The organism is Micromonospora sp. WMMD882, assembly GCF_027497255.1.
GTDB lineage: Bacteria > Actinomycetota > Actinomycetes > Mycobacteriales > Micromonosporaceae > Micromonospora.
Window position 1 is genome coordinate 2,171,691 of record NZ_CP114903.1, and the last position, 12,057, is coordinate 2,183,747.

The 12,057-nt window shown below is 72.0% G+C and carries 10 protein-coding genes; 2 read left to right on the forward strand and 8 right to left on the reverse strand.

Annotated features, from left to right (window positions below; genetic code table 11):
* Positions 1 to 2: 2 nt before the first annotated feature.
* The 4 genes from O7606_RS08585 to O7606_RS08600 all read right to left on the reverse strand — a co-directional run bounded on the left by O7606_RS08585 (position 3) and on the right by O7606_RS08600 (position 4,448).
* On the reverse strand, positions 3 to 1,055 hold the full coding sequence (locus O7606_RS08585; RefSeq protein ID WP_281598525.1) for a S1 family peptidase: 1,053 nt from the start codon (positions 1,053 to 1,055) through the stop codon (positions 3 to 5).
* Between the two features lie 235 nt (positions 1,056 to 1,290).
* Positions 1,291 to 2,247, reverse strand: a complete 957-nt coding sequence (locus tag O7606_RS08590; protein ID WP_281598526.1) for an acyl-ACP desaturase — start codon at positions 2,245 to 2,247, stop codon at positions 1,291 to 1,293.
* A 72-nt stretch (positions 2,248 to 2,319) separates the two neighbouring features.
* On the reverse strand, positions 2,320 to 3,651 hold the full coding sequence (hisS, locus tag O7606_RS08595) for a histidine--tRNA ligase (RefSeq protein ID WP_281598527.1): 1,332 nt from the start codon (positions 3,649 to 3,651) through the stop codon (positions 2,320 to 2,322).
* Between the two features lie 77 nt (positions 3,652 to 3,728).
* Positions 3,729 to 4,448 (reverse strand): MBL fold metallo-hydrolase, encoded by a 720-nt coding sequence (locus O7606_RS08600; protein ID WP_281598528.1) that lies wholly within the window; start codon positions 4,446 to 4,448, stop codon positions 3,729 to 3,731.
* Between the two features lie 336 nt (positions 4,449 to 4,784).
* On the opposite strand from O7606_RS08600, the gene O7606_RS08605 reads away from it, so the two are divergent.
* Positions 4,785 to 5,675, forward strand: coding sequence for a peptidylprolyl isomerase (locus O7606_RS08605; RefSeq protein ID WP_281598529.1), 891 nt, complete (start codon positions 4,785 to 4,787; stop codon positions 5,673 to 5,675).
* A gap of 58 nt (positions 5,676 to 5,733) precedes the next feature.
* Entirely contained in the window at positions 5,734 to 6,573 is an 840-nt protein-coding gene (locus O7606_RS08610) for a peptidylprolyl isomerase (protein ID WP_281598530.1), read from the forward strand.
* Between the two features lie 70 nt (positions 6,574 to 6,643).
* Here O7606_RS08610 and O7606_RS08615 read toward each other — a convergent pair whose 3' ends face one another.
* The 4 genes from O7606_RS08615 to secF all read right to left on the reverse strand — a co-directional run bounded on the left by O7606_RS08615 (position 6,644) and on the right by secF (position 12,056).
* Entirely contained in the window at positions 6,644 to 9,121 is a 2,478-nt protein-coding gene (locus tag O7606_RS08615) for a RelA/SpoT family protein (protein WP_281599563.1), read from the reverse strand.
* 195 nt (positions 9,122 to 9,316) lie between these two features.
* A complete protein-coding gene (locus O7606_RS08620) occupies positions 9,317 to 9,880 on the reverse strand; it encodes an adenine phosphoribosyltransferase (protein ID WP_281598531.1) in 564 nt (187 codons plus the stop codon).
* A gap of 76 nt (positions 9,881 to 9,956) precedes the next feature.
* Positions 9,957 to 10,724, reverse strand: coding sequence for a class I SAM-dependent methyltransferase (locus O7606_RS08625; RefSeq protein ID WP_281598532.1), 768 nt, complete (start codon positions 10,722 to 10,724; stop codon positions 9,957 to 9,959).
* A 141-nt stretch (positions 10,725 to 10,865) separates the two neighbouring features.
* On the reverse strand, positions 10,866 to 12,056 hold the full coding sequence (gene secF / locus O7606_RS08630; protein ID WP_281598533.1) for a protein translocase subunit SecF: 1,191 nt from the start codon (positions 12,054 to 12,056) through the stop codon (positions 10,866 to 10,868).
* Position 12,057: the final 1 nt, after the last annotated feature.

Sequence of the window (12,057 nt, forward strand, 5' to 3'; positions counted from 1 at the left end):
GATCAGAAGACGCTGACCCCGTAGACGCTCAGCGCCTCGGTGACCGGCTGGAAGTAGGTGGTGCCACCGGTGCGGCAGTTGCCGCTGCCGCCGGAGGTCAGGCCCAGCGCGGTGCCGCCGCTGAACAGCGAGCCGCCGCTGTCGCCCGGCTCGGCGCAGATGTTGGTACGGATCAGGCCGCTGACCCGGCCCTCGGCGTAGTTGACCGTGGCGTTGAGGGCGGACACCGAGCCGCTACGCAGACCGGTGGTGCTGCCGGAGCGCTGCGCCGACTGGCCGACGGTCGCGTTGGCGGCGCCGGTGATGTCCCGGGTGGTGCCGTTGTACAGCGACACGTTGCCGGCGGCGTTTGCCGAGTTGTTGTGCCGGACGATGCCGTAGTCGTTGCCGGGGAAGCTGGTGCCGGCGCGGGAGCCCAGCAGGCTGGTCTGGGCGGAGTTGCTGTACCAGCTCGACGAGATGTTGGTGCAGTGCCCGGCGGTCAGGAAGTAGTAGGTGCTGCCGCTGCGGACGTTGAAGCCCAGCGAGCAGCGGCCGCCGCCACCGGCGTAGATGGCCTGGCCGCCCGAGATCCGGGTGCTCAGCACGCCGGCCTCGGTCTCGATCCGGACCGTGCCGCCGAGCTTGGCGGTGACGGCCTTGACCTTCTCCAGCTTGGCGCCGGTGACGGTGCTGTCGACGGAGACCACGACCTGGTTGGTCACCGGGTCGCTCCACCAGGCGGTGCCCGGGACCCACACGGAGCGGTCCAGCTCGGTGGTGGCCCGCCGCAGCTCGGCGGCCCCCCGCTTGACGATCTTCGGAGTCGCGCCGGCGGCGGTGACCTGACGCGCGGCGGCGGCGTCGGTGACGGTCACGACCATCTTGCCGGTGGCGTCGGCGTAGACGCCGGCGGAGCGGTCACCGAGCCGTTCGGCCAGGCTGGCGGCGGCGTCGGCGGAGGCCGCGGCCGCGGGGGCGGCCTGGGCCGGCGCGCCGAGCAGCGTACCGGCGACCAGGGTTCCGGCGAAGGCGACGGTGGCGGCGCGGCGGAGAGTGGACCTCGTGGGTCGCATGTACATCCTCCAAAGAGGGGTGGGGGCACACCGTTCGGCAGTGCCCGGGACCACCCGACCGGCCTGGGGGAGCCGATCAGGTGAGCAGAAGTATTCACATATTTAAGTTCATCTGCAAGACCCTCTTTGCCCAGCTAGCCCGCAAGAATCCGGTAACCCGCCAGCAACACCACCGCCCCCGATGATCGTCTATATTCCCCCACCCGCCCGCCCCCGGCCCCGCCGGAATGCCGATCTAGGTCGACGCGCCGGAGGTGGGGGTGAGGCGGGCGGCGCGGGCGGCGCGCTTCTCCTCGAACCGGGACGCCTGCTGCTCCAGGGTGTCGAGGTGGGCGGCGATCTGGTCCCGGGCGGTCTCCCCGTCGGCGTCCAGGCCGGAGACGTTGAAGACGTCCCACTGGCGCAGCACCGGGGCGACCACGTCGTCACGGTGCTGGCGCAGGTCGTAGATGCCGGCCAACGCGATCGCCACCGACTTGCGGGCGAAACCCTCGATGCCCACCCCCGGCATCGAGAAGTCGCCCAGCACGTCGGCCACCGCGCGCATCGCCTGACTGGGGGCCACCTCGAAGGCCGCGGCGAGCAGGTTGCGGTAGAACACCATGTGCAGGTTCTCGTCGGCGGCCACCCGGGCCAGCAGGGCCTCGCAGTTCGGGTCACCGGTCACCCGGCCGGTGTTGCGGTGCGAGATCCGGGTGGCCAACTCCTGGAACGACACGTACGCCAGCGAGTGCAGGACGTCGTCGTCGTGCGCGTTGGTGTAGCCGGCCGTCATGTGCACCATGCGGGCCCGCTCCAGAGCCACCGGATCGACCGCCCGGGTCACCGTCAGGTAGTCGCGGATGGCGGTGCCGTGCCGCCCCTCCTCGGCCGTCCACCGACCCACCCAGTGCCCCCAGGCCCCGTCCGGCCCGAACAACGTGGCGATCTGGTGGTGGTACGAGGGGAGGTTGTCCTCGGTGAGGAGGTTGACGATCAGCGCCGTCCGGGCCACCTCGGGGATGGTCGAGTCGGTCGGCGACCACGCCTCGCCGCCCAGCGGCCCGTCGAAGGTGCGCCCCTCGCTCCACGGCACGTACTCGTGCGGGAACCATTCCTTCGCCACGCTCAGGTGCCGGTTCAGGTTCTTCTCGACGACGGGTTCGAGTTCGATGAGCAGGGCGGTCTGGCTGAGCCTGGCGCTGGTCGTCACGAGTTCGTTCTCCCTACGGTGGCGTAACTTACGCCACCGTAGGGACTTTAACCCGTACGCGCGAGTAACGAGTCAACTGACCAGCGGCGCGAGGTCCGCCCGGGGTGGGCCCCACTCCCCCGCGTCCGCCGTGACCTGTTCACCCGAGCGGATGTCCTTCACCTCGTCGGGCGCGCCGTCGACCCCGGGGAACCAGACGTACGGGATGCCGCGCCGCTCGGCGTACCGGATCTGCTTGCCGAACTTGGCGGCGGTCGGCGACACCTCGCACGGGATCCCCCGGCCCCGCAGCGCCTGGGCGATCCGGTCGGTCTCCGCGCGCCGCTCCTCGGCCGGCACCGCCACCAGCACACACGTCGGCACGCTGCGCGACACGGTCAGCCGGTCCGCGCCGAAGAGCAGGCCCAGCAGCCGGCTCACCCCGATCGAGATGCCCACCCCGGGGAACCGGCTCGCGCCGGCGCTGGCCAGGTTGTCGTACCGGCCGCCCGAGCAGATCGAGCCGAACCGCTCGAAGCCCTGCAACTGGGTCTCGTAGACCGTGCCGGTGTAGTAGTCGAGGCCCCGGGCGATGCGCAGGTCGGCAACGCAGAGCCCCGGGCTGTGCGCCGCCGCGGTCTCCACCACCCGGGTCAGCTCCTCGATGCCGGTGTCCAGCAGCGGGTGCGACACCCCGAGGGAGCGCACCTCGGCGGCGAAGGACGCGTCCGGGGCGGAGATCTGCGCCAGCGCCAGACACGCCTTCGCCTGCGACTCGCTCGCCCCGGCCGTCGCGCCGAGCAGCTCGACGACCCGGTCCGGGCCGATCTTGTCGAGCTTGTCGACGGCGCGCAGCGCGGCCTCCGGGTCGGTCAGCCCGACACCCAGGTAGAAGCCCTCGCAGACCTTGCGGTTGTTCACCTGGATCCGCACCGGCGGGATCGGCAGGCCACGCAACGCGTCCCCGATCACCAGCGGCATCTCCGCCTCGTGGTGCGCGGCGAGCGTGTCCCGGTCGACGATGTCGATGTCGGCCTGGAGGAACTCCCGGTACCGGCCCTCCTGCGGGCGCTCGCCCCGCCACACCTTCTGGATCTGGTACCTGCGGAACGGGAACTGCAACTTCCCCGCGTTCTCCAGGACGTACCGGGCGAACGGCACGGTCAGGTCGAAGTGCAGGCCGAGGGCGTCGTCGGCGGCGGGGGCGGCGCCGTCCTCCTCGTGCAGCCGGCGGATCACGTAGACCTCCTTGGAGGTCTCCCCCTTGCGCAGGAGCTGGTCCAGCGGCTCCACCGCGCGGGTCTCCAGCGGCGCGAAACCGTACAGCTCGAAGGTGCCGCGGAGCCGGTCCAGGACGTACTGCTCGATCATGCGTTGCGACGGCGTCCACTCCGGGAAGCCGGAGATGGGCGTGGGCTTGCTCATCGGTGCTCCTTGAACTCCCGCGCCGGCACGGCGCGGGGTGACGGCGCGACACCCCGCGCGCCGCGGGGTGCGCGCTCCTACCAGCCTCGGTCGGGGGTGGCCGGGCGCGCGCCGCCGGGACCGGCGGCCTGGATGAGGTACGGGTTGGTCGCGCGCTCCCGGCCGATCGTGGTCGCGGGCCCGTGGCCGGGCAGCACGACGGTGTCGTCGGCCAGCGGGAGGATCTTCTCCCGGAGGCTGGTCACCATCGTCGGCATGCTGCCGCCCGGCAGGTCGGTGCGGCCGATCGAGCCGGCGAAGAGCACGTCCCCGGAGAGACAGACCTGGTCGGCCTCCCAGGACGAGCCGGCGCCGGGCAACCGGAACAGCACCGACCCGCCGGTATGGCCCGGCGCGTGGTCGACCGTGATCTCCAGCCCGGCCAGGCTGAGGGTGGCCCCGTCGGTCAGCTCGGCGACGTCCTCCGGCTCGGTGTACGGCAGGCGACCGCCGAAGAGCTGGGTGAGGTCCATGGAGAGCGCCTTGGCCGGGTCGGCCAGCAGCTCCCGGTCGTCGGGGTGGACGTACGCCGTGATGCCCCGCGCCCCGCAGACCGGGGCGACCGAGAAGGTGTGGTCGAGGTGGCCGTGGGTGAGCAGCACGGCGGCCGGATGCAGACGGTGCTCGGCGAGCAGGTCGTCGAGTCGGTCGACCACCCCGATGCCCGGGTCGACCACGACGCACTGCTCCCCCGGCGCGGTGGCGACCACGTAACAGTTGGTGCCGAAGGCGTCCGCGGGAAAGCCGGCCACGAACAACGTCCGCTCCCCTCACTCGGTGTCGTACCCTCCGCAGCCTATCCGGGCGGGGCGGCACGACGGGCACACCCACCCCGGGTGGGCACGACGACGCGGTCGGTGAGCGAGGGCGACAGAACCCTTGACCGACCTGGTACCCCACATTCCCAGCCGCTACCCGTACACTCTGGCGGGCGTGTGGCGTGGCGCACGTGCGCGCCCCGGACACGAGGCACGGGCGTGCGCCCCGGGATCGTACCGGGACCGGGCGCGCCGCGACCGGAAGCGGGGCGCGCGTCGGGACGCTACCGGCGTCTCGTCCGCCGCGACGACCAGGGTAGAGGAAGGGGAGCGCGGGTGGCCTCCAGCAGGGACCGGCAGCGCAGGCTGGCACGGGAGAAGCTCGACCGGCAGATGGCCCGTCGGGCGGCCCGGGCGAAGCGCCGCCGGCAGATCCAGGCGGCGGTGGGCGCCGCGGTGGTGCTCGTCCTGATCGTGGTCGGCTCCGTGTGGGCCCTGGGCGGCTTCGACCGCGACCCCGCGGAGAACCAGGCCGCGCCGGACGTCTGCGCCTGGACCCCGCAGAACGCCGACGGCAACCCCAACCTGAAGGACGTCGGCACCCCGGCGACCAAGGACCTGCCCACCTCCGGCACCCGGCCGATGACCGTCACCACCAACCAGGGCGGTCCGGTCACCGTCGAGCTGGACCTCGCCGCCGCGCCGTGCGCCGCCGCGAGCATCGGGCACCTGGCCAGCCGGTCGTTCTACGACAACACCACCTGCCACGAGATCACCGCCGAGGGCGCGCTGCGGTGCGGCGACCCCAGCGGCACCGGCCTCGGCGGGCCCACCTACTCGTTCGTCAACGAGAGCGTCCCCACCGCCCCGTCGCCCAGCCCGGCGGCCGGGCAGCCGCCCGCGTACCCGAAGGGCACGGTGGCGATGATCGCCAACCCGCCCGGCGCGAACGGCAGCCAGTTCCTGATCTTCTTCAAGGATTTCAGCCCGGCCGAGCCGGCGTACCCGGTCATCGGGAAGGTCACCGGCGGCCTCGACGTGGTGGAGAAGGTCGGCGCCCTGGAAACCGTGGACAATGGTTCCGGGGAGAAGGTCAAGCCGAAGACCGACGTGGTGATCCAGAGCCTCACCGTCGGCGAGCCGGCCACCACGCCGGAGGCCACGCCGGCCCCCGCCCCGACCAGCCCGGCCGCCGGCACGCCGGCGGCCAGCCCGAACGCCGGCTGACCGGAGCATCCACCCGAAACCCGCGGCGGTGACCGCCGAGACACGACGAGGAGTGACCGTGACGTCCACGAAAGAGCGGCAGCGCGCGGCGGCGCGGGCCCGACTCGAACGGGAGATGGCCGAGCGGGCCGCCAAGGCCCGTAAGCGTCGTCAGACGCAGGCGATCATCGGGGCCGGCGCGGCCCTGCTACTCGTCGTCGCCGGCACGGTGTGGCTCGTCGCCAGCCTCGGCGACGACGACACCGACGCCACCAACACCGCCGCCGCCGGCACCTCCCTCTGCGTCTGGAACGAGGCGCCGGCGGAGCAGCGGACGCCGCAGACCAAGGACGTCGGGCTGCCCGGCACGCAGCAGCCGAACAAGGGCACCCAGATCATGACGATCGACACCAACCTGGGACCGATCACCGCCAAGCTCGACCTCGCCAAGGTGCCCTGCACGGCGGCCAGCTTCACCCACCTGGCCAGCAAGAACTTCTTCGACAACACCAAGTGCCACCGGCTGGTGACCGAGGGGCTGAAGGTGCTCCAGTGCGGTGACCCGAGCGCCACCGGCAAGGGCTACCGGGAGACCGACGGCACCGGCGGCCCGCACTACCGGTTCGCCGAGGAGAACCTGCCCACCGACGAGCGCCCGCCGTACCCGGAGGGCGTCATCGCGATGGCCAAGTCCAGCGAGCCGGGCAGCACGGGCAGCCAGTTCTTCATCGTGTACGGCGACTCGCAGCTCGACCCGAGCTACACCGTCCTCGGCACGATCACCGAGGGCATGGACATCGTCAAGAAGGTCGGCGCGGCCGGGCACGACAACGCGTTCGGCGAGAGCGCCGGGGGCGGTCACCCGAAGCTGGAGACCGTCATCAAGAAGCTCAGCATGAGCGAGATCCAGGGCGGCTGACCGCGCTGGACGAAGGGGCCCGCCGGCACAGCCGGCGGGCCCCTTCGCGCGTTTTCCGTGCCGGGCCGGGTCAGGCGGTGGAGGTGACCCGGTAGGCGTCGAAGACGCCGTCGACCTTGCGGACCGCGGCCAGCAGGTGACCGAGGTGCTTCGGATCGGCCATCTCGAAGCTGAACCGGCTCACCGCGACCCGGTCCCGGGTGGTGGTGACCGTCGCGGAGAGGATGTTCACCCGTTCCTCGGAGAGCACCCGGGTCACGTCGGCGAGGAGCTTGTGCCGGTCCAGCGCCTCGACCTGGATCGCCACCAGGAACGTCGAGGCGGAGGTGAGCTTCCAGCTCACCTCGACCACCCGTTCGCTCTGGGCCCGGAGGTCCTCGGCGTTGGCGCAGTCGTCCTGGTGCACGCTCACCCCGCCGGAACGGGTCACGAAACCGAACACGGTGTCCGGTGGCACCGGCGTGCAGCAGCGGGCCAGCTTGATCCAGACGTCGCTGACCCCCCGGACCACCACGCCCGGGTCGTGGCTGGCGGCCCGGCCCCGGGGCGGACGGGTGGCCACGGCGGTCTCGGCGATGTCCTCGACCGCGCCCTCCTCGCCGCCGTACGTGGCCATCAGCTTCTGCACCACGGACTGCGCGGAGACCTGGCTGTCCCCGACGGCGGCGTAGAGCGAGGCGACGTCGGCGAGGTGCAGGTCCCGGGCGATGGTCATCAACGCGTCCGAGGTGAGCATCCGCTGCAACGGCATGCCCTGCTTGCGCATCGCCTTGACGATCGAGTCCTTGCCGGCCTCGATCGCCTCCTCGCGCCGCTCCTTGTTGAAGTACTGGCGGATCTTCGTCCGGGCCCGGGGGCTCTTGACGAAGCCCAACCAGTCCTGCGTGGGGCCGGCGTTCTCGGACTTCGAGGTGAAGATCTCGATCACGTCGCCGTTGGACAGCGTCGACTCCAACGGCACCAGCTTGCCGTTGACGCGCGCCCCGATGCACTTGTGCCCGACCTCGGTGTGCACCGCGTACGCGAAGTCCACCGGCGTCGACCCGGTCGGCAGCGGGATGACGTCGCCCTTCGGGGTGAAGACGTACACCTCCTGGCTGGACAGGTCGAAGCGCAGCGCGTCGAGGAACTCGCTCGGGTCGGCGGCCTCCCGCTGCCAGTCCAGGAGCTGCCGCAGCCAGGTCATCTCGTCGATGTGCGCCGGCGGGCCGACGATCTGGGTGCCCTTCTGCTCCTTGTACTTCCAGTGCGCGGCGATGCCGAACTCGGCGGTGCGGTGCATCGCGTACGTGCGGATCTGCATCTCCACCGGCTTGCCGGTGGGCCCGATGACCGTCGTGTGCAACGACTGGTACATGTTGAACTTGGGCATCGCGATGTAGTCCTTGAACCGGCCCGGCACCGGCTGCCAGTTCGCGTGGATCACGCCCAGCGCGGCGTAGCAGTCCCGTACCGTGTCGACCAGGATCCGCACCCCGACCAGGTCGTAGATGTCGTTGAAGTCGCGGCCCCGCACGATCATCTTCTGGTAGATCGAGTAGAGGTGCTTCGGCCGACCGGTGGTCTCCGCCTTGATCTTGGCGGCCTTCAGGTCGGTCTGCACCTTCTGGGTCACCTGGCGCAGCAACGCCTCGCGCTGCGGCTGGTGCTCCCCGATCAGCCGTTGGATCTCCTCGTACCGCTTCGGGAACAGCGTCCCGAAGGCGAGGTCCTCCAGCTCCCACTTGATGGTGTTCATACCGAGCCGGTGGGCCAGCGGAGCGAGGATCTCCAGGGTCTCCTTGGCCTTCTGCTCCCGTTTCGGCGCGGGCAGGAAGGACAGGGTCCGCATGTTGTGCAGCCGGTCGGCGAGCTTGATGACCAGCACCCGCGGGTCCTTCGCCATCGCGACGACCATCTTGCGGATGGTCTCGGCCTTGGCCGCGTCGCCCAGCTTGACCTTGTCGAGCTTGGTGACCCCGTCGACCAGGAGCGCGACCTCGCCGCCGAAGTCGACCTTCATCTGGTCGAGGGTGTACTCGGTGTCCTCGATCGTGTCGTGCAGCAGCGCCGCCACCAGGGTGGTGGTGTCCATGCCCAGGTTGGCCAGGATGGTGGCCACCGCGAGCGGATGGGTGATGTAGGGGTCGCCGGACTTGCGGTACTGCCCGGAGTGCCAGCGGGCGGCCATGTCGAAGGCGCGCTGGAGCAGCCGGGCGTCGGCCTTGGGGTGGTTCTCCCGGTGGGTGGAGATCAGCGGCTCCAGCACCTCGCTGACCTGCGAGGTCTGCCAGGGCGCGTTGAACCGGGCCAGCCGGGCCCGGACCCGCCGCCCGGTGGGCGCGTGCGCCAGGGCGAACCCGCCTCCCGGGGCGCCGTCGGGCTCGTCGGCCGCGACCTGCTCCGCCCGTGGGGTCAGCTCGGCGCCGGACGTCACCACCGCACCGGACGCCGCCGACGGGCCGGACGCCGCCGGGCCGGACGTCACCGCCGCGCCGGCGGCCCCGAGACCGGACCGGTCGGTCGTCGAGCTGTCCGCGTCACCTGTGGGATGCACCGCGCCCTCCACCAGAGGAACGACATCGTGAGACACCGGCTTCCTCCACCGTTCGCCGGAATTGAGCCGACCGTGGCCGGTGGGCCGGTGTCGCGCTCGTGCCGGCCGGACGGACCGCCCGGTCGGCAAGGGGCAATGCTACCCGTCGGGCCGGGGCCGTGCCGCTCCGCCGGACGGCCGGCCCGGATCGACGCGGACGGCGACGGATCAAACGGTCAGCAGGGCATGGACCGGGCGGGGCGCCAGCCGCTGACGGCCACCGAGGAACGCCAACTCCAGCAGGACGGTGAGCCCGGCCACCGTCCCGCCGGCCCGTTCCACCAGGTCGAGGGTCGCCTCGGCGGTCCCCCCGGTGGCCAGGACGTCGTCGACCACCAGCACCCGGTGGCCGGCGGTGAACGCGTCCCGGTGCACCTCCAGCGCCGCCTCGCCGTACTCCAGGGCGTAGGCGGCGCGGTGGGTGGCCCGGGGCAGCTTCCCGGCCTTGCGCACCGGCACCACCCCGACCCCGGTCGCGTACGCGACGGCGGCCGCCACCACGAACCCGCGCGCCTCGATGCCGGCCACCACGTCGAAGCTCTCCCGACCGTGGTACGCCACGATGCCGTCGACCACCTCGCGGAAGACCGGACCGTCGGCGAAGAGCGGCATCAGGTCCTTGAAGACGATGCCCGGCTTCGGGAAGTCCGGCACGTCGAGCAGCCGGCCGGCCACCAGCCCGGCGACGGCCGGGCCGCTGTCTCCGCGTACCCCGTGGTGGGTCTCCGTCACGATTGTCCCCTTCAACGACCCGGCGTCTGCCCGGACAGCATGAACGACGCGGCGCGGGTGGACGACGGCGGGTGGCTCAGGTCGGGCGGGACGCCAGGGGTCGACGGGCCGACGGCAGGACGACGCCGGAGGCGCCGGCGGGAGCAGGCGCGGTGAACGCGGCGAACAGGTGCAGCCGCAGGAAGGGCGCCAGGAACTCCACCGTCCGGGCCGCCGCCCAGGACCGGGCCGCCAGGGGACGGGCCAGCGGCGGCGCCAGGGACGTCCGCCTGACCAGCAGGGGCCGCAGGGTCGGGTGGAGACGTCGGACCTCCCGTAGCGGCACCCCGCGGACCTCCCGGTTGACCGGATTGTCCACCGCCATGTCGTACCAGATCAGCAGGCCGCCGGGCCGGAGCACCCGCTGCATCTCCGCGGCGGCGAGGGCCCGGTCACCGGGATCCGTCATGCTCGACATCGCGAGGAACTGGTAGACGACGTCGAACGACGCGTCCGGCCAGGGCAGCCGGTCTCCGTCGGAGACCCGCAGATCGACGCCGGGAAAGGACCGCCGGCCCGACTCGACGGCGGACGCCCGGACGTCGATGCCGTGGAGCCCGTCCGGCAGCGCTCCCCAGGCGAGCCAACGGCCGAACCACCGCGCGTCGCCACAGCCGACGTCCAGCACCCGCAGGCGGTCGAGCCGCGCCACCAGACCCGCCCGGACCAGCGAGCGGATCACCAGGCGCTCGACGTCGTGCGTCCGCTGGAGGTGGGAGGGCTCGGCCGGGTGGTAGCGAGGATCGGCGTCGTACCCACGGTCGCGGTAGACGGTGGCCATCCGGGCTGCCTGCTCCGGCCGCATGGCATCCTCCCCACCCGACGCCGCGCTCTGTGCTCTGCCCAGCCCAACGAGCGGGCGGCCGGGACGACACCGGCGTCCGTCACGCCAGGCGAAGTGGCGTGACGGACGCCGGAGGATCCGGTCGCCCGGGTGGGCGTCAGGTCAGCGGCGTTTGCCGCCGGGACGGTTGCCGCCGCCGCCGGCCGGACGGCCGCCACGGGCCCCGCCGGACCTCTTGCCGGTCGGTCGGGCACCCACCTTGGGGGCCGCGCCCGCCAGCGCCGCGTCCGCCACCTCGACCGGCTCGTCGCCGTCCGGGGCGGCGGCCCGGGGCGTGCCCCTGGGCGTGACCTCGCCCCGGGCGATCGCGCCCCGACGGGCCACGATCCGCTTGTTGTGCGCCTGGATCCGGGGCTCCTGGTTCTTCAGCAGCACCAGCAGCGGGGTGGCCAGGGTGATCGAGGTCAGGAAGGCCACCGCCATACCGACGAAGAGCACCAGGCCGAGGTCCTTCAGGGTGCCCGCGCCGAGCAGGCCGGCGCCGATGAACAGCAGGCCGCCGACCGGCAGCAACGCGACCACCGAGGTGTTCAGCGACCGCATCAGGCTCTGGTTGACGGCCAGGTTCGCCGCCTCGCCGTACGTCTGGTTGTTGTTGGCGGTGATGCCCCGGGTGTTCTCCTGGACCTTGTCGAAGACCACCACGACGTCGTACAGGGCGAAACCGAGGATGGTGAGGAAGCCGATCACCGTCGACGGGGTCACCTCGAAGCCGACCGCGGAGTAGATGCCGGCGGTGAGGACCAGGTTGAGGAAGAGCGAGCCGACCGCCGCGACGGCCATCCGCCACTCGAAGCGCAGGATCAGGTAGACCGTCACCAGCGCCACGAAGATCACCAGGCCGAGCAGGGCCCGGGAGGTGACCTGGTTGCCCCACGCCTCGCTGACCCGGTTGGCGCTGATCTGGTTGGCGTCCAGGCCGAACTCCCCGGCCAGGGCGGCGGTGACCGCCTCGGCCTGCGGGGCGTCCAGCGCCGAGGTGCGCATCTCGTAGAAGTCGCCGCTGGGGCCGCCGACCTCCTGCGCGGTCACCAGCTCGGCGCCGCCGCCCTCGTCGGCCAGCACCCCCTCCAGCGTCGACTCGGCCTGCTCCAGGGTGCCGACGCTGGCCGGCACCTGGAAGGAGTTGCCGCCGCTGAACTCGATGCCCAGGCTGAACCCGCGCAGGCCGAAGCTGAGGATCGCCAGCAGGATCAGCACGCCCGCGACGGAGAACCAGACCTTGCGCCGGCCGACGATGTCGAGACCGGCCTCGCCCCGGTAGAGCCGGGTGGCCAGACCACTCTTGGCCATC

Excerpts from the sequence above, each read along its gene's own strand:
- O7606_RS08625 (WP_281598532.1), bottom strand. The coding sequence starts at position 10,724 with ATGCGGCCGGAGCAGGCAGCCCGGATGGCCACCGTCTACCGCGACCGT.
- secF (WP_281598533.1), bottom strand. The coding sequence starts at position 12,056 with ATGGCCAAGAGTGGTCTGGCCACCCGGCTCTACCGGGGCGAGGCCGGT.
- hisS (WP_281598527.1), bottom strand. The coding sequence starts at position 3,651 with ATGAGCAAGCCCACGCCCATCTCCGGCTTCCCGGAGTGGACGCCGTCG.
- O7606_RS08585 (WP_281598525.1), bottom strand. The coding sequence starts at position 1,055 with ATGCGACCCACGAGGTCCACTCTCCGCCGCGCCGCCACCGTCGCCTTC.